This is a genomic window from Nanhaiella sioensis, assembly GCF_046557775.1.
Taxonomy (GTDB): domain Bacteria; phylum Bacillota; class Bacilli; order Bacillales; family SM2101; genus Nanhaiella; species Nanhaiella sioensis.
In genome coordinates this window covers 3,282,271-3,300,606 of sequence record NZ_JBKAEG010000001.1, presented here as the reverse complement: position 1 = coordinate 3,300,606, position 18,336 = coordinate 3,282,271, and the positions used below count along the sequence as shown (strand labels likewise).

Here is an 18,336-nt window from a genome sequence, read left to right as displayed (position 1 = left end):
CTCTCTAATTCATGATCCTTCTAACAGAATAAACATCAGGAATCTGCTTAATTCTCTCTACTACTTTTTGTAAATGACTAATGTTTTTTATAAAAATGGCCATATTTATCATTGCCATTTTATTACGGTCTGTTTTCCCTGTGACAGATGAAATGTTCGTTTTTGATTCATTAACCGCCTGCAGAACTTCATTAAGCAGACCTCTACGATCAAATCCTGTTATCTCAATCTCAACATTGTATTCGCGACTTTCTTTAGCATGACCTTCCCACTCGACAGGAATAAGTCTTTTCTCAGCATCTTCAGTATTAATGTTGGGACAATCAGCACGGTGTATGGAAACACCTCGTCCTTTTGTTATAAAGCCAACAATTTCATCACCTGGAACAGGATTACAACATTTTGATAATCTAATGAGCAAGTTGTCAATTCCTTGCACACGAACTCCTGCATCACGTTTTTTTGCTTGAGGAATAGGAATTTGTCTTACTTCCGATGCAGCTTCTGTAATATTCTTCTCTAGTTCATCGTCTTTCTTTTTGCGCCATTTATCGGTAAGACGCGTAACAACTTGAGCAGCTGTAATTCCATTAAATCCAACAGCTGCATACATATCTTCTTCATTATTGAAGTTGAACTTTTCAGCAACAACCTTTAAATTTTCTGGTGATAATACTTCTTTCACGTCAAACTCAAGATTCTTAATTTCTTTCTCAATAAGTTCCTGCCCTTTTTCAATATGCTCTTCACGTCGCTGCTTCTTGAAAAATTGTCGAATCTTATTTTTCGCTTGAGAAGTTTGAGCAAGCTTTAACCAGTCTTGACTTGGACCATAAGAATGCTTCGATGTTAATATTTCAATGATGTCACCTGTTCTTAATTTATAATCAAGTGTTACCATTTTTCCGTTAACTTTTGCACCAATTGTCTTATTACCAATTTCTGAGTGAATACGATAAGCAAAATCAATAGGAACCGAACCAGATGGTAATTCGATTACATCGCCCTTTGGTGTAAAGATATATACCATATCCGAGAACAAATCAATCTTTAAAGATTCCATAAATTCTTCAGCATTTGTTGCATCATTTTGCCACTCTAAAATTTCCCGGAACCAAGTCATTTTCGTTTCAAATGAGGATTTATCACTAACAGCTTTACCTTCTTTATATGACCAATGGGCCGCTATCCCGAATTCTGCGATTTGATGCATTTCAGTCGTTCGTATTTGTACTTCCATAGGCTCACCTTTAGGGCCTATAACAGTCGTATGAAGAGACTGGTACATATTAGGCTTTGGCATTGCTATATAATCCTTAAACCTGCCAGGCATAGGCTTCCAACACGTATGAATAATGCCTAAGACCGCATAGCAATCCTTGATGCTATTTACAATAATCCTCAAAGCCAACAAATCATAGATTTCATTAAATTGTTTATTTTGTAGAATCATTTTTCGATAAATACTGTAAATATGTTTAGGGCGTCCATATATTTCTGACTTAATCGATACATCATTTATCTTTGTTTTTAAGTCCTGTATCGTTTCAGCTAAGTATTGCTCTCTTTCAGCCCGTTTTTTCTTCATCAAGTTCACAATGCGATAGTATTGCTGGGGGTTTAAATATCGTAAAGCAGTATCTTCTAGCTCCCATTTTATTTTTGATATTCCAAGGCGATGAGCCAATGGGGCGAAAATTTCAAGAGTTTCATTTGATATACGCATTTGCTTCTCATGTGGTAAATGCTTTAATGTACGCATGTTATGCAAGCGATCTGCTAGTTTTATTAAAATTACGCGAATATCCTTTGCCATAGCAACAAACATTTTTCGGTGATTCTCAGCCTGTTGTTGTTCATGAGATTTATATTTAATTTTACCGAGCTTTGTTACACCATCTACAAGCATAGCAACTTCTTTGCCAAACTCAGTTGTCATTTTTTCAATTGAAGTATCAGTGTCCTCTATAACATCGTGAAGAAAACCTGCTGCAATCGTTGCAGGATCTAACTCTAAATCTACGAGTATTCCTGCTACTTGAATAGGATGAATAATATATGGCTCACCAGATTTTCTAAATTGATCATGATGAGCTTGCTCCGCAAACTGATATGCATTTGCGATAAATTCAATATCGTCTTGTGACAAGTAAGCTCTCGCCTTGTCAATTACCTGTTCAGCTGTTAACACATGTTCATTAGCCATGATATCACCTTTACAATAAGTATTGTATTTATTATCATGAAATTTCGAGTAGATGTAAAGTATTGATTAAACGGAAAATCTAGCCGACACATGATAATGGCGGAATGTCGTCATCCATGACTCTCCCCGAAAAGCATGCACTCCACTTTTTAGCCGGGGCTAGGTCCGATCGCTAGACATCTGAAAAACAATTTCAAGCATCTCCATTACCCCCAAAGACAAGCATTAGCATTATATCGCCATGAAGGTGTTTTACCTTTTTACGATTTGGGGGGATTTGTGAAAGATATAGACATAGGTTGATCTTATATAATGGTTTTTTTCGCATTAATTATTGCTTTTCGTACTAAGAGCCAAACACGTACACAACTAGAGTTCGAGGCATCTTTCCTTCTATACAACAATGACCATGTAAAACCAATATTTTTTGTAATAATTAGCTTATAATAGCAACAAAGTTTACGAAAAGAACCTATTTAATTGATAAAGCTTGAAAAAAGAGCCCTCTTCAAAATGAGCGCTCTCTTAAATTCTATGTTAAGCGTGTGGAAAAACTTAAAATTCCATTAATGAAAGAACATCGTAATTATCAATCTTGTTTCGCCCATCTAAATACGAAAGTTCGATTAAAAAGGCAATTCCTGCCACGACTCCACCTAACTCTTCTACAAGCTTGATTGTTGCTTCAATTGTACCACCAGTTGCTAATAAGTCGTCAGTTATTAATACTCTTTGTCCTGGCTTTATCGCGTCTTTATGAATCGTAAGCACATCTTTTCCATACTCTAATCCATAATCTACCTTTATCACGTCACGAGGTAATTTACCTTCTTTTCTTACAGGTGCAAACCCTACTTCTAAAGCATATGCTACTGGACATCCAATAATAAATCCTCTTGCTTCTGGTCCAACTACTAAATCAATTTTTCTTTCACTTGCATATTTCACAATTTGATCTGTTGCATATTTATAGACTTCACCTTTATCCATAATCGTGGTGATATCTTTAAATTGTATTCCTTCTTTAGGAAAATCTGGTACTACGGTAACATACTTTTTTAAATCCATTCGTTCACTGCCTCCTGCGAACCTTTATTATTATTGTTATCAAACCAATGCTTCAATTGTTGATATGATGAATACGAAAATGTACGTTCAAGCTCAAGCTGTGCTTGTTTTGAGCGATACGTTATTGACTCAGTCAAATCCCTTTTTTCTGTATGATTTGATATAGAAATGAATCCATTGTCTATTTTAACAAATTCTAATTCAAAAAACACCTTTGACATAAATTCTATCGTTTCTTTTGTCCATCCTTTATGAATAGCTAACTTTTCAGCGTAGCGGTTCAAATCGAAAGAACCTTTTTGTACTAAAAAGCGATAATACCAAGAAAAGTGTTTTCGAGTTGGTATTGTAGTAAAAAAATGATCTTGTTCATGGTGGAACAATGCGTATATTCGTTCAGGTAAACCAGCATGTTGTAGCAAACTTATCTGCTCAATCGATGATGGTAGGTCTACCATTATAACGTGTTTTGAACTTATGTCGATAACATCATCGTGCGCTTCAACTTTATAAATAACATTCTCGTATTCGCTAAGTTGTAATTTACTTATCGTTTGCTCGTTAAAGATGATTAGCTGTAGTTTATGTGATGGAATAAGTTCAATCAATTTTTCTACATCTTTTGTACCCCTATAATCAAAAAGCTGCCACTCATTCACGCTAATATCTTGCAGCATTAACTGAGCCTTTCGATTATTGTTCCACTCATTAATAGATAAATCTCCTACGACAGATACTCGAGAAAGTGGAGATATATCATCATACAAATAACCAAATCTAAAAGCAATTGTATCTAATTGACTTCCAGCTTCTTCAAGCACTACTTTCAAGTGTGCTTGATCAGTCCCAATCTTGCGCATATCACTAATATTGACATTATCTATCAAAAACTTAGGCTTTGGATTGTTCATTCCATATGGTGCCAATTTTCCTATTTGTTCAATTGTTGAAATTGTCACTTCGTCTATTGAACATGTGGTATCTATATTGGTAATTGGTACATATTCCTCTTCGATTAAAACATCTTGAGCTATAGCATTTAATCGGTATCGTAAATCTTCAATATCTTCAAGTTGTAGTGTCATTCCTGCAGCCATAGGATGGCCTCCAAAATGAGGTAAAATATCACGACATTTTGATAAATTTGCGAATAAATCAAAGCCTTCAATACTTCGAGCAGATCCTTTAGCCAGTCCACTTTCCTGATCAACACTTAAAACAATTGTTGGACGGTAAAATTTATCCACAAGACGAGAGGCAACAATACCGATAATCCCTGAATTCCAATCTTCGTCTGCAACAATTAGAACAGCATTGTCGTCTAGAGGGTATTGTTCTTCAACTTGTTTTATCGCTTCTTCTGTTGTTTTATTTACTAGCTGCTGACGTTGCTTATTTAACAAATCTATTTCATTAGCAAGGTGGGAGGCTTCCTCTACATTATCAGTCATAAGTAAATGTACTGCTGGATCAGCCGAATCTAACCTACCAACTGCGTTAAGTCTCGGTGCAATAGCAAAGCCAATTGTATCTTCATTAATTTCATTTGCATCAACACGACAAACTTTCAATAATTCTTTTATACCTTTTCTAGATGTCACTTGAAGCTTTTTTATTCCTTTATATGCAATTAGACGGTTTTCTCCTGATAGAGGTACTAAATCAGCAATTGTTCCAATGGCGACAATACCTAAGAGTGATGTCGGTACCTCGCCAAGTAATGCATGGGCTACTTTAAATGCAACACCAACCCCTGCCAAGTCTTTGCACGGATATACACTATTTGGTTTTTTAGGGTGGATAATTGCTAACGCATCAGGAAGCTCAGGACCTGGCTCATGGTGATCAGTTATAATTAAATCTAACCCTAATTCCCCAGCAACCGTCGCTTCATTTAAAGCAGCAATTCCAGTATCTACAGTTATGATTAGCGAAACCCCTTCTTCTTTTGCCCATTTAAAAGCTTCTTCGTTCGGACCATATCCTTCTGTGAACCGATTTGGTATATAGAAGTCTACCTTAGCTCCCATTTCATTAAGAGTTGATAATAGGACTGCTGTACTACTAACACCATCTGCATCATAGTCACCAAAAATGAGAATCTGTTCTTCAAGTTCAATTGCTTTCTTTATTCTTGCAATTGCAACATCCATATCTTCTAGTAAAAACGGGTCATGAAAATCTTGATTTTCTATATTTAGAAAGGCATGAGCATCTTCAACAGTATCTATGCCACGATTGATGAGTAATTTTGCAACAAGAGGGGTAATACTTAGTGCATCGGCAAGCTGCTGTACTTGTTCTTCATTACATTCATTTATTTTCCATCGAGTTTTAGACTGTAGCATACTATCTCCCCTTTATTAAAACAAGCCCTATTATACTAGAGAGCTAGTTGTGTTTCAAATTCAATCTATTGCCAGCTCAGACTTTATTAATTTATTGTCTCTAACCTTACCCCTTTTTTAATACATAAGACTGTTTTCATATAGAATGTTGTTTTTAATATAAAAAATAAATTTTTAGTCGCATCTTTTCTTCTATTTTATGAAGAAAAAAGTTTACGAAAAGTGCCTACATAAAAAAAGCCGCAGTACATGTACTACGGCTATTGCAAAGGGTTATTTCGCAGCTGTTTAATTTGGTAACAACAGCAACAAAGTATTCGAAAAGAGTCTTTGCAAAAAACGTTTTTTTTAGCTCAAATTGTTCTCTTACTGTTGTTTTGAAGGATTTCTAAGACCTAGCTTCTTGCTTTTCCAAACTAACCAAAGCTGAGATGCGATAAACATGGATGAATATGTTCCTGCAACTAAACCGATCAGTAGAGCAAATGAGAAGTTTGTAATTGATTCACTTCCGAATATTAACAATGCACCTACAGCAATAACTACAGTAAGCACCGTATTAATAGACCTTGCTAACGTTTGCTGTAGACTTTTATTTACAACAGCTGCTAGATCTTCAAATGTTTTAATTTTCTTTTTCTTCTTATAGTTTTCACGTATACGATCAAATGTAACAATCGTATCATTAATCGAATAACCTACGATCGTTAAGACCGCAGCGATAAATGTTAAATCGACTTCGAGTCTAGTTAAACTAAAGAATGCAATAATGAAAAATGAGTCGTGTAACAATGCCACAATGGCTGCTAACGCCATCGTCATTTCAAACCGAATGGTAACATAAATGATGATACCTATAGATGCAATCAATACAGATATGAATGCATTACGAGCTAGTTCCTTACCGATAGTTGGAGAAACCGTACTTACATTAGGCTCTTGACCATATTTGTCAATAAAATGAGACTTTAGTTCATTAATTTTAGCTTGCTCAAGTACTCCTAAAAAGCGTGCAACTGCAATTTCATTATTTGTTCCTGAAAGTACGATCTCATCATCTGGTACTAAACCTATCTGACCAAGCTCTTCAGTTACTTCTTTTGCTGTGAGCGATTGACTAGCACCTATTTCTACCCTCGTTCCACTTTCAAAGTCTATGCCGAGATTAAGCTTCATTGTTAATAGGAGAATCACTCCAACTACAATCATAGCCCCTGAGAATAGGAAAAATTTCTTACGATGCTTTACAAAATCAACCTTATCAAATTTTGTCGATAACTCTGTTTCATCTGTTACGTCTGCAATATCTAATATATCCGCTTGCTTAACTCCAAAATAACTAGGCTTTTTATTTAGGAAGCGGCTATTCACCCACAAGCCAAGCAAAATTCTTGAGCCATATACAGCAGTAATAAAGCTGACGATAATACTTACGATTAACATCGTTGCAAACCCTTTAACTGAGCTTGTCCCATATACAAACAATACTGTTGCTGCTAACAGTGTAGTAATGTTAGCGTCTAGAATGGTTGATAGCGACCTGCGGTTTCCAGCCCGGAAAGCAGACATCGTCGATTTACCTAGCTTAATTTCTTCCTTAATTCGCTCATATGTAATGATATTTGCATCAACAGCCATACCTACACCTAGGATTAACGCAGCGATACCTGGTAAAGTTAAAACACCATTCATTAAATCAAAAACGAGTAAAATGAGGAAAATATAAATGCTTAAAGTAATTGTTGCGATTAATCCCGGAAAACGATAATAACCGATCATAAATATAAAGATGATTGCAATTCCGACAATCCCCGCAAATACCGTTTTTTCCATTGCTTGTTCACCGAATTTTGCACCTACCGATGTAGAATAAATCTCTTTTAGATCTACTGGTAGCGCTCCGGCATTCAACAAATCAGAAAGCTCTTTCGTTTCAGCTACAGTAAAGTTACCTGATATCATTGGTGTTTTAATATTCAATACTTCATTTACATTTGCAACTGATAAAATTTTATTACTATTGGTGTTCTTTAACTCTTCAAATGAGTCTACACCTTCTTCGAAATCAAGCCACATAACTAATTGATTATTTGGAGCCATATTTAAAATTTGTTCTGTAACTTGACCAAATTTATCTGCATCTTTTATTGTAAGGGATACAATCGGCGCTCCATTTTCATCGAAAGATGGACTCGCACCCCCCTCTTCCAAGTCTGTACCATCTAACATAATATTGTCATTAACATCTCTAATCGTTAACTTTGCACCTGTTGATAGGATTTCTCTTGCTTTATTTTGATCCTCAACACCTGCTAATTGCACACGAATTCGATCTGTACCTTCAATCTGAATACTCGGTTCACTCACACCTAAAACATTCACACGTCGGTCCAGAGCTGCAGCTGTACTTTCTAAAATAGAGTTGGTTATTTCTTCATCCTCATGTACGGGTATAGCTTCATATAAAACTTCAAAGCCCCCCTGTAGGTCAAGACCTAACTTAATGTCGTTGGTTATTCCTTTTAGCGTATAGCCCATCGTGCTGCCAATCACTAGCACGAGCAAAAAAAACGCTACGATGCGACCTCTTTTTACCATAACTAAAAATCCTCCTTAAAATTAACAAAAAAGCACAAGCACCTTAGAAATATTCTTTGCGTTAATAATGTATATCTTATATGTCTGTAACCTTGTCTAACAAAACAATTATGAAACATATTTAACTACCTGTCAATTTCACACTAAATATGCATTGTTCAATAAAAGATATACCCGCCTACAATAGTTGATTCAAGACGTCTTTTCCTTCTTCACTAAATAAACTTGGTGCTTTATATGCTTCAATTGTTATATAGCTCATATATTCGCTTATCGTAAGGCTCAAAATATCATTTACCATTTCGTAAAGTTTCTTTCCTTCTTTTACACGCTTCCACTTTTTTTTCTTTAAGCACTCCCATAGCTGCTCCTCAGTTACATCTTCATAACCAAACATGCAGAACTCTTCTAATTTACTCGTTAGAGCAGGTTGACAAATTGCTTTAAATTGTTCAAGAACATCCAATTTATTATTCAATATTATCCACTCCTACGTTAGAAATAGAAAACGTTTAAATGTTATGAAACAACCTCGTATTTCTTTTCCCATACTTGTCATGCTTGGCCAACCCACATGCATATAGTTAATTGTATATGATATCACCCTTTTTGAGAAGGTAGGGACCAAGATGACAAAACAAACATTTTTGAAAGGTACGCTTATACTCGTTATAGCTGGTTTAATAACAAGAATTCTAGGATTTATTAACAGAGTAGTAATTGCTAGAATGATTGGTGAAGAAGGCGTTGGCTTATATATGATGGCCGTGCCAACATTAATTCTAACAATTAATTTAACCCAGCTTGGACTTCCTGTTGCAATATCAAAGCTCGTAGCAGAAGCAGAAGCAGTTGGTGACAGAAGAAAAATCAAAAAAATATTAGTTATCTCGTTATCAATTACTCTTATTACGAGCGTTATTTTTACAAGTGGAATGATTGGATTTGCCCCATTACTCTCCAATACGCTATTAACCGATTCAAGAACACTTTATCCTTTGTTAGCGATTTCCCCAATTGTTCCTATTGTTGCATTGTCATCGGTTATGAGAGGATATTTCCAAGGGAAGCAGAATATGAAACCACCAGCTATTTCACAGGTGATAGAACAAATCGTCAGAATTACGCTCGTAGCAGTCTTTACAAAAGCTTTTTTACCTTATGGGATTGAATTTGCTGCTGCAGGTGCAATGATTTCTGTAGTGATAGGCGAATTTGCTTCGCTTATTTATATGATAACGATGTTTAAGCTAAATAAGAGAATAAAAGTTAGACGCCATTTTTTTAAATCAATGAAAGATGGAAAAGAAACGTTTAATGGGCTGATGAGAATAGCATTGCCTACTACTGGAAGCAGATTAATTGGTTCAATTTCATGGTTTTTTGAACCCATTGTCGTTGCCCAAAGCCTCGCTATAGCAGGACTCTCAATATCTCTTGCTACAAGACAATACGGGGAATTAACAGGATATGCCCTTCCATTAATGTTCTTACCCTCTTTTATTACTCATTCATTACAAGTTGCACTAGTACCTGCCATTAGTGAAGCTGCTGCAAATAACAAAATGCAGATCGTGGAATATAGGCTACAGCAAGCATTACGTCTATCTTTTGTTACTGGAGGTTTAGCTGTAGTAGTTCTTTATATTTTTGCCACACCTCTTATGGAGATTATGTACGGGACTAGTAATGCAGCAATATATGTAAAATTAATGGCTCCTTTTTTTATTTTACATTATTTTCAAGGTCCATTACAAGCAACACTTCAAGCTCTTGATTTGGCAAAAGCCGCTATGATTAATAGTTTAATAGGGGCAATCGTTAAATTAGCTGCAATATTTGCCTTAGCAACTCAGCCAGAAATAGGAATAATGGGGGCTGCACTCGCTATTGTCGTATCAATGATGCTAGTTACTCTACTTCATTTTTCTACAGTATTAAAAGTCATTTCCTATACTTTTTACGTAAAGGATTATATAAAAACGGGTTTAACAATTGTCATTTCAGGTATTGTTGGGCACTATGTATTTTCTTATTTATTAGCTATAGATTCATTAATATTTAGAACGTTATTTGCGATTATTAGTACATCTCTCACATATTTTCTATTATTAATTATCTTTAACTTAATCAAACCTGATGAGCTCGCTCGGGTGCCTATTTTAAGAAAATTATTTACAACTAGCGGCAAATAATTTAAAAGGTAAAAAAATGTACATCTAGCAATCGTTATCCAGGGTATTTAAAGCTATTCTACTTATAGAGGAAAAGAGCTATCCTTAAAGCAAAGTATATATGAATTCGCAAAAGAAACACTTATTGATTCACATTGCAATTCACACAAAAAGACTGACTTCTGTTAAGTCGGTCTTTTCTATCCTAAATAATAAAATATTCGATTACCCAAATTTGTAGTTGAAGAGCTTATAAAACAAATACCATTAAATCTTCATCAAAGTATTGACCATTAAACTTTAATGATTTAAGCTCTGTTCCATAAATTTTAAATCCAACAGATTCATATAAATTTTTAGCATTGTTGTTATTATGTTCTACGGTTAAATTGATTTGTTCTAATCCTTCACACCCTTTTGCCTTTTTTATAAGTTCCAAAATAAGTGCTTTTCCGATACCTTGCCCTCTAACCTCGGGAGCTACACACATGCCAAAAACATTTCCTTTATGAGCAGTTTTAACATTAATTTCACGAATAAAAGTAACAGTTCCAAATAATGAACCATCATTATCAAAAGAGCCTAAAACAAACTTGTCTTTAGATGGTTTTATTCGCTCTACAACGGTATCGGTTGAAAATTGGACTTCTCTTTCATATGTTGAACCAAACGCTTCAGGATTAGTTTGTAAGGCTTTTAATCTAAATTCTTGATAGATAGGAGCATCAGACTCAGCCAAAATACGAATATTCATTATCTCTCCCTCATTTCCTACTATATTCATTTCCATCATATAAAATATTTTTTATTTTAACATAAAATCCCATTAAATCTTTAAAAAATCATCCTTTTGCAGAGGATGATTTCCATAAACTTATTTGCAATGGCTGTTTTCGCATTAATTGTTGTTTTTCGTACTTAGAACCAAACACGTACACAACTAAAGTTCGTGCAAATTTTCTTCTGTACTACGACGTACTAATTTGATAACATGAGGAACAATATTTACGAAAAGAGCCCTACTAAACTTCGTTCGTATTCCAGCTTTATAAAAATTCTATTAGATAGCGATAATAAACATAAATAGATGAAATAAATAGTGACACTACAACAACTGGAAACCCTATTTTTAAAAATTCTAGAAAATTCACTTGTTGCTTCGCTTTTGCAGCTAAACCAGCAACGACTAAATTTGAGGATGCCCCCAATAGCGTACCATTTCCTCCTAAACAAGCTCCTAACGCTAACGACCACCATAATGGATCAACATTAGTCATTCCATAATCCTGAAACTCCACAATAACTGGAATCATTGCTGCTACAAATGGGATATTATCTACAAATCCTGAAAAAATTCCTGTTAGCCATAAAATTAACATGGCTGTTTTAGGTAAATCTCCTTCTGTATAATACATAATTCCTCTAGCCATTTCATTAATTATACCTACCTCTTCTAACCCGCCTACTAATAGAAATAACCCAATGAAAAAAAATAAAGTTCCCCATTCTACCTGTTTAAAAACATCTTCTGGTTTGTGTTCTTTATGGGTCAATAATAATAATAACAGGGCACCTGCCAATGCCACGCTAGTTAAGTCAATATGTAAAAATGGATGCAAAATGAATCCAGTAAACGTCATACATAAAACAGTTAACGCCTTTACTAACGTAGCATTTTTTTGTAAATATTCAACAGGATCAATTTCCATTAATCGCTGCCTATATTCTTCTTTAACATGTAATTGTTTTCCATAAATTAAAGCTAAACCACCGATAATTAATGTAAAAATGACTAAGACGATTGGAGAGAGATGGATAATAAAAGAATTAAACGTTAAATGTTTGACTGCTTGACCAATCATAATATTCGGTGGATCTCCAATTAATGTAGCTGTCCCACCTATATTCGATGATATGATAATTACAATCAAATAAGGCACAGCAGGGATATGTAGTAATTTAGTTAACGTTAAGACGACTGGAACTAGTAGTAATACCGTCGTAACATTAGCTAATAATGCAGACCCAACCGCAGTTATTAAAGAGATAACGATTAATAATGGAATCGCCTTCCCACCTACTAATTTTGCAACGACAATCGCAACATACTCAAATACCCCTGTTTGACCCGTAATTGAGATGAGAATCATCATGGAAAACAATAACGCAATTGTATTCCAATCTATATACTCTAAAAATGCAGCGTCAATATCAAAAATCCCCACTATTAGCATTGTTACTCCCCCAAGTCCTGCAACAAGGGTCCGATCTAGCTTTTCAGTCATAATGACGATATAGGAAATAATAAAAATAATGAGAGCAAGCATAGAACTCATTCCATTTCTCCTTCCTTGTCCCCTTTAAATATCTTGTTCAAAAAGAAATTCTTACTAAGAGCTGTAATGTTTCATAGCGAATATAGATGGGTACATAAAGCTCCAGTACAGTTATGTTATTTATCTTTCTCCTACTTTTTGAACACCTTCTTTATAATCATATGATGCTTATCCAAAAAAATATTTATATTCTATTTTTTTATTTACTGAATATGCTCGTACTATAAGAAAAGCGGAGACGCCTTTGACTATCCCCGACAAACACTGGAAGAATTTTTTTTGAAGGCATTTCTCGCCTTGGAATCAAATAGTGAAGTGCGCTCGAGGGGTTAGGCGTTGGAGCTGGACATTAAGAAAAGCGTAGTCGAATGTTCAATATATACGGAAGGGGAATGGTGAAAATGGAAACAAAAAAAATGAGTGGAGCAGTACTCTATGGAGTATTAACAATTTTAATTATTGTCTTGGGAATGAGCATGTTATTTTCCTTACTTCTTAGGTTTACTAACTTAAATGAATTGTCTCTTTCTTGGGTTATTACAATCGTTGGGTTCATCGCTGTCTTTATTGGAGGATTTGTTTCAGGAGGTAAAGGAAAAGAAAAAGGATGGCTAGTCGGTGCGATGACTAGTATTGTGTATACTTTCATTGTTTTCCTCGTACAATATTTAGGATACGATTCTCCCTTTACATTACAGCAGTTGTTGTTCCACACTGGCTTTTTAGTTACTTCTATTTTTGGAGGGATCATAGGAGTGAATATTTCCTCCTCACCAACAAGAGAAACTTAAATGTGTAAAAGAAGATCATTACTCGGTTATTACATGAGGTAAAGAAAAAAGGTTGGAGTCATATTCATTTTTCAAACTATGAAAAGAACATTGATACCGGCATTTTTTCTTTCTAGAACGATGGAATTTAAATCGGATATGATCAACTATGCTAAATGAAAGGTCTTTTAGTAAGGCTGTGCAAATGAAAAGAGGTTGACTAAATAATATAGTCAACCTCTACATACGTTATTCAGATACTAATTCTCTGACAGCTTGACGATCGTATGTAAGACGAGCCCCATCTCCTGCTTTGAGGATTATCTTGTTCTCATCAATTGAATCAACGATTGCGTGTAAACCACCTATTGTGATGATTTTATCACCTTTTTTTAGTTCATTTTGCATTTGCTGAACAGCTTTTTGCCTCTTTTGTTGTGGTCGAATAAGAATGAAGTAAAAGATTACAAACATTAACAGCAAGGGCAAGAAACTTAAAATCCCTTCCATTTTTTCACCCCCTTTTATGTAAATGCTCAAAAGTCATTGCCTTATGAACAAAACCTCTTAAGCTAAAATTGTTTGGCATTTGGTTTATTGAAACCGTAGCGATCAAAAAACTCCTCTCGGAAGTCTCCAAGACGATCCTCACGTATCGCTTGTCTGACCTGCTCCATCAATTTTAACAGAAAATAAAGGTTATGATAAGACGTTAATCTAATTCCGAACGTTTCATTACATTTTAACAAATGTCGAATATAAGCTCGCGAATAATTTTTACACGTATAGCAATCACAATTCTCATCTAAAGGATTAAAGTCTCGAGCATATTTTGCATTTTTCACAACGAGACGCCCTTTACTAGTCATCAAGGTCCCATTCCGAGCTATGCGTGTAGGTAACACACAATCAAACATATCAATACCCCTAATAGCACCATCTATTAAAGCGTCTGGAGACCCTACTCCCATTAAATATCGTGGTTTATTAGAAGGCAATAATGGTGTTGTAAATTCCAACACTCGATTCATAACATCTTTTGGTTCACCAACCGATAAACCACCGACAGCATAACCAGGAAAGTCTAATGAGACAAGGTCTGCGGCACTTTGTTTACGAAGTTCCTCATACTCTCCACCTTGAACAATACCAAACAGCCCTTGATCATGAGGTCTATTGTGAGCTGTTAAACAACGCTCTGCCCAACGGCTCGTACGCTCTACTGATTTTTTCATATAATCAAATTCAGCAGGGTATGGAGGACATTCATCAAAAGCCATCATGATATCTGAACCGAGTGCATTTTGAATTTCCATTGCTTTTTCTGGTGACAAGAACAGCTTATCGCCATTCAAATGATGACGAAAATGGACACCTTCTTCTTCAATGCGCCTGAAGTCACTTAAGCTAAATACTTGAAAGCCTCCTGAATCTGTTAGTATCGCTCTATCCCAATTCATAAATTGGTGTAAGCCACCTGCTTCCTTAACAATATCATGTCCTGGACGTAACCAAAGATGATAAGTATTACTAAGAATGATTCCAGCACCCATTTCCTTCAAATCCTCAGGGGACATCGTTTTTACTGTTGCTAACGTTCCGACTGGCATAAATACAGGTGTTTCAAATGAGCCATGAGGAGTATGTACTCTACCTAAACGAGCACCTGTTTGTTTGCAAGTTTTTATATGTTCGTAAGTAATTGCTGTCATAAATTAATCCTTTCCTATAAGGTATTTCTGTATTTCTTATATACACAAGCGTAGTTGTATTTACAGTGTTACTTAATTAGCATTGCATCGCCAAAACTAAAAAAGCGATAACTATTTTTCACTGCCAAGTTGTAGGCTCTTAATATATTTTCTCTTCCTGCTAAAGCACTAACAAGCATAATGAGTGTAGATTTTGGTAAATGAAAATTTGTTAACATTGCATCTATTGCCTTGAATTTGTACCCAGGGAATATAAATATATCAGTCCAACCACTACAAGAGGTAAATTTTCCATGATTGTCTCTTGCAATTGTTTCTAACGTCCGAGTTGTAGTTGTCCCAACTGCTACGATCTTTCCTCCACTGTTTCGCACATCATTTAACAATTTTGCTGTACCCTCTGTCATTTGATAATATTCAGCATGCATATCATGCTCTTCAATTGTTTCAACACTTACAGGTCGAAAAGTACCTAATCCAACATGAAGTGTAATAAAAGCAATGTGCACACCTTTATTACGAAGTTTTGTTAATATTTGCTCAGTAAAATGGAGCCCTGCAGTTGGAGCAGCAGCTGATCCTATTTCACGTGCAAATACTGTTTGATAGCGCTCACGATCTTCAAGCTGTTCTTTTATATATGGAGGTAATGGCATTTCCCCTAGAGAGTCTAGCACCTCTACAAATATACCGTCATACGTAAACTTTAAAGTTCTCCCTCCTTGTTCACTAGTATGCGTGCATTCCGCTTTTAATCGCCCATCGCCGAATAAAATGATGGTTCCTTCTTTTACTCTTTTTGCAGGTTTAACTAATGTTTCCCATTCATCGTTATTTTGTTGCTTCAATAGCAACACTTCTATTTTCGCACCAGTATCTTCTTTTTCACCAAATAAACGGGCGGGTAGTACTTTCGTGTCATTTAAGACGAGACAATCACCTTCATTGAGGAAGGATATAATATTTTCAAATTGTTGATTGTTGATCTCACCAGTTTGTTTATCTAACACCATTAATCTTGATGCTTCACGATTCTCAAGCGGTGTTTGAGCAATTAATTGTTCAGGTAAATCAAAATCAAATAAGTCTACTTTCAATGCTGTCACCTCATAAGTGTTGTTCTCTTTTTCAGGTTTGATACATTATTAATACATCTTCAATCAATTTTATAAACTTGATAAGAATCGAATTATTTCAGACGGTTTATGACAAATAGTATGAGAGTTAATAATACGCTAAGAATAATTGATGTTACAATCGGAAAATAAATCGTCGAGTTACCTTTTTTAATAACCATATCACCAGGCAATTTACCAAAAGAAATAAATTGCATCAAAAATCCAATGATAAAAATTACCGCACCCACTATCATCACAACTTTCGGTATTCCTGTCAAATGTTTGGCACCTCCATACCGAAATGATCGTAAACGAGGTTCGTTACCATTCTTCCCCTAGGAGTACGTTGTATAAAACCCATTTGCAATAAATATGGTTCATATACATCTTCAATAGTTTGTGCTTCTTCCCCTATCGTAGCCGCAATGGTTTCAAGGCCCACAGGTCCTCCACGAAATTTTTCTATTATTCCTTTTAATAGTTTGTGATCAATATGATCTAATCCTAATCGATCAACTTGTAATAATTCTAGCGACTTAATAGCATTGTCATTTGTAATATCTCCATCACCACGTACTTGAGCAAAATCTCTCACACGTCTAAGTAAGCGGTTTGCTATTCTTGGTGTTCCCCGTGATCTCCTTGCTACTTCTACTGCAGCCTGAAGGTCAATATTTACGGAGACAATATCAGCAGTCCTTTCAACAATTGTCGTGAGCTGCTTTTCATTATAATATTCCAATCTACTCAAAACACCGAACCGATCACGAAGAGGAGCTGATAATGAACCTGCTCTCGTCGTTGCACCAACCAAAGTAAATGGGGGGAGATCTAATCTAACAGATCGTGAACTTTCTCCTTTTCCTATTACTATATCAATGCAAAAATCTTCCATAGCTGGGTATAAAACTTCCTCTATTGTTCTTGGTAGACGATGAATTTCATCAATAAAAAGAACATCACCAGGCTCTAAAGATGTTAATATCGCTGCTAAATCACCGGGACGTTCAATTGCAGGACCTGAAGTTGTTCTAATGTTCACATTCATTTCATTAGCAATAATCGTTGCTAACGTTGTTTTCCCAAGTCCTGGTGGACCATATAGTAATACATGATCTAATGTTTCTTGACGCTGCTTTGCTGCTTCAATAAATATTTCTAAGTTCTCCTTAACCTTTTCTTGACCTATATACTGCTTTAAAGTTTGTGGACGTAAACTCTGCTCTAATGATACATCATCAATATCTGCTTCACTACAAACAAGGCGCTCCTCCATCGCTTCAAGCCTCCTACGTTAATAGCCTTTGTAATGCTTTTTTAATATACTGATCAGTCGTAAGCTGTTCTTCAAGTAAATGTTTTTTCACCTTATTAATTTCTCTTTCTGCATAACCGAGAACTTTTAGCGCTTCTATCGCTTCAAGTAGCGCCTGTGGTCCATTCTCTTGTTCTTCTATACTATCATCTGAAGAAAATAAATTTGGCACTGCTACTAAGTCCTCAAGTTTACCTTTTAAATCAAGAATCATTTGTCTAGCAGTTTTTTTCCCTACTCCTGGAAATTTCACTAAAAACTTTTCATCTTCTTGTTCAATTGCTTGGACAACCTGTACTGGCTGTCCAGCAGCTAAGATTGCAAGTGCTCCTTTTGGACCAATTCCAGAGACTTGTAAAAGTTTGCGAAATAATGCTTTTTCTTCTCTAGTTTGAAATCCGTATAAAGCTAGAACATCTTCACGAACGTACTGATATGTATAGATAGTTTCCTCACTTTGTACGTGAAAAACATAAGGGTTTGGTGTTTGAATCTCATAACCAATCCCATTATTTTCAATAACAATATATTCTGGGTTTATATATTGAATACTCCCTTTGACAAATTCAATCAACTTTCTCTCTCCTCATCTTTGCTGTACATCATTTTACCATACTTTATTCACAATGAAGCAAAATCTTGTACAAGAAAGAATATGTTAATTGAAGTCACTGTTAAAAAACATTTTTTA

General features: G+C 35.3%; 15 protein-coding genes. 2 read left to right on the top strand and 13 right to left on the bottom strand.

Features of this window, described 5'->3' with window-relative positions:
- Positions 1-4 precede the first annotated feature (4 nt).
- From V1503_RS15245 to V1503_RS15225, 5 genes are all read right to left on the bottom strand, one after another.
- Positions 5-2,206, bottom strand: a complete 2,202-nt coding sequence (locus tag V1503_RS15245) for a RelA/SpoT family protein (protein ID WP_214480413.1) — start codon at positions 2,204-2,206, stop codon at positions 5-7.
- A 555-nt stretch (positions 2,207-2,761) separates the two neighbouring features.
- On the bottom strand, positions 2,762-3,274 hold the full coding sequence (locus tag V1503_RS15240) for an adenine phosphoribosyltransferase (protein ID WP_214480414.1): 513 nt from the start codon (positions 3,272-3,274) through the stop codon (positions 2,762-2,764).
- Complete coding sequence (gene recJ / locus V1503_RS15235) at positions 3,265-5,622, bottom strand: single-stranded-DNA-specific exonuclease RecJ (protein ID WP_410627990.1); 2,358 nt, start codon at positions 5,620-5,622, stop codon at positions 3,265-3,267. Before recJ ends, V1503_RS15240 begins: the two co-directional genes overlap by 10 nt.
- Positions 5,623-5,988: 366 nt before the next feature.
- The gene (secDF, locus tag V1503_RS15230) at positions 5,989-8,220 is read right to left on the bottom strand and encodes a protein translocase subunit SecDF (RefSeq protein ID WP_320256771.1); all 2,232 of its coding nucleotides are present in this window, start codon (positions 8,218-8,220) and stop codon (positions 5,989-5,991) included.
- 178 nt (positions 8,221-8,398) lie between these two features.
- Positions 8,399-8,698 (bottom strand): post-transcriptional regulator, encoded by a 300-nt coding sequence (locus V1503_RS15225; RefSeq protein WP_320256770.1) that lies wholly within the window; start codon positions 8,696-8,698, stop codon positions 8,399-8,401.
- 151 nt (positions 8,699-8,849) lie between these two features.
- Here V1503_RS15225 and spoVB point away from each other — a divergent pair, with 151 nt between their 5' ends.
- Positions 8,850-10,415: a stage V sporulation protein B gene (gene spoVB / locus V1503_RS15220; protein WP_320256769.1), complete on the top strand. Its 1,566-nt coding sequence runs from the start codon at positions 8,850-8,852 to the stop codon at positions 10,413-10,415.
- Positions 10,416-10,644: 229 nt separating this feature from the next.
- Here the strand turns inward: spoVB and V1503_RS15215 are convergent, their stop codons facing one another.
- Positions 10,645-11,148, bottom strand: coding sequence for a GNAT family N-acetyltransferase (locus V1503_RS15215; protein WP_410627988.1), 504 nt, complete (start codon positions 11,146-11,148; stop codon positions 10,645-10,647).
- Positions 11,149-11,440: 292 nt separating this feature from the next.
- A complete protein-coding gene (locus V1503_RS15210; protein ID WP_214480420.1) occupies positions 11,441-12,730 on the bottom strand; it encodes an ArsB/NhaD family transporter in 1,290 nt (429 codons plus the stop codon).
- 401 nt (positions 12,731-13,131) lie between these two features.
- Here V1503_RS15210 and V1503_RS15205 point away from each other — a divergent pair, with 401 nt between their 5' ends.
- Positions 13,132-13,521: a TIGR04086 family membrane protein gene (locus V1503_RS15205; RefSeq protein ID WP_214480421.1), complete on the top strand. Its 390-nt coding sequence runs from the start codon at positions 13,132-13,134 to the stop codon at positions 13,519-13,521.
- Positions 13,522-13,749: 228 nt separating this feature from the next.
- Here V1503_RS15205 and yajC read toward each other — a convergent pair whose 3' ends face one another.
- The 6 genes from yajC to ruvA all read right to left on the bottom strand — a co-directional run bounded on the left by yajC (position 13,750) and on the right by ruvA (position 18,219).
- Entirely contained in the window at positions 13,750-14,010 is a 261-nt protein-coding gene (gene yajC, locus V1503_RS15200) for a preprotein translocase subunit YajC (RefSeq protein WP_320207775.1), read from the bottom strand.
- Between the two features lie 62 nt (positions 14,011-14,072).
- The gene (gene tgt / locus V1503_RS15195) at positions 14,073-15,212 is read right to left on the bottom strand and encodes a tRNA guanosine(34) transglycosylase Tgt (protein ID WP_214481434.1); all 1,140 of its coding nucleotides are present in this window, start codon (positions 15,210-15,212) and stop codon (positions 14,073-14,075) included.
- A gap of 68 nt (positions 15,213-15,280) precedes the next feature.
- Positions 15,281-16,309: a tRNA preQ1(34) S-adenosylmethionine ribosyltransferase-isomerase QueA gene (gene queA, locus V1503_RS15190; RefSeq protein WP_320256767.1), complete on the bottom strand. Its 1,029-nt coding sequence runs from the start codon at positions 16,307-16,309 to the stop codon at positions 15,281-15,283.
- 92 nt (positions 16,310-16,401) lie between these two features.
- On the bottom strand, positions 16,402-16,608 hold the full coding sequence (locus V1503_RS15185) for a DUF2905 domain-containing protein (protein ID WP_214481436.1): 207 nt from the start codon (positions 16,606-16,608) through the stop codon (positions 16,402-16,404).
- On the bottom strand, positions 16,605-17,606 hold the full coding sequence (ruvB, locus tag V1503_RS15180; protein ID WP_410627983.1) for a Holliday junction branch migration DNA helicase RuvB: 1,002 nt from the start codon (positions 17,604-17,606) through the stop codon (positions 16,605-16,607). Before ruvB ends, V1503_RS15185 begins: the two co-directional genes overlap by 4 nt.
- Positions 17,607-17,619: 13 nt before the next feature.
- Positions 17,620-18,219, bottom strand: a complete 600-nt coding sequence (ruvA, locus tag V1503_RS15175; RefSeq protein ID WP_214481439.1) for a Holliday junction branch migration protein RuvA — start codon at positions 18,217-18,219, stop codon at positions 17,620-17,622.
- Positions 18,220-18,336: the final 117 nt, after the last annotated feature.

Bases quoted from the DNA above. Each gene is read 5' to 3' on its own strand.
- V1503_RS15245 (WP_214480413.1), bottom strand. From the start codon at position 2,206: ATGGCTAATGAACATGTGTTAACAGCTGAACAGGTAATTGACAAGGCG.
- V1503_RS15240 (WP_214480414.1), bottom strand. From the start codon at position 3,274: ATGGATTTAAAAAAGTATGTTACCGTAGTACCAGATTTTCCTAAAGAA.
- recJ (WP_410627990.1), bottom strand. From the start codon at position 5,622: ATGCTACAGTCTAAAACTCGATGGAAAATAAATGAATGTAATGAAGAA.
- secDF (WP_320256771.1), bottom strand. From the start codon at position 8,220: ATGGTAAAAAGAGGTCGCATCGTAGCGTTTTTTTTGCTCGTGCTAGTG.
- spoVB (WP_320256769.1), top strand. From the start codon at position 8,850: ATGACAAAACAAACATTTTTGAAAGGTACGCTTATACTCGTTATAGCT.
- V1503_RS15215 (WP_410627988.1), bottom strand. From the start codon at position 11,148: ATGAATATTCGTATTTTGGCTGAGTCTGATGCTCCTATCTATCAAGAA.
- V1503_RS15210 (WP_214480420.1), bottom strand. From the start codon at position 12,730: ATGAGTTCTATGCTTGCTCTCATTATTTTTATTATTTCCTATATCGTC.
- V1503_RS15205 (WP_214480421.1), top strand. From the start codon at position 13,132: ATGGAAACAAAAAAAATGAGTGGAGCAGTACTCTATGGAGTATTAACA.
- yajC (WP_320207775.1), bottom strand. From the start codon at position 14,010: ATGGAAGGGATTTTAAGTTTCTTGCCCTTGCTGTTAATGTTTGTAATC.
- tgt (WP_214481434.1), bottom strand. From the start codon at position 15,212: ATGACAGCAATTACTTACGAACATATAAAAACTTGCAAACAAACAGGT.
- ruvB (WP_410627983.1), bottom strand. From the start codon at position 17,606: ATGGAGGAGCGCCTTGTTTGTAGTGAAGCAGATATTGATGATGTATCA.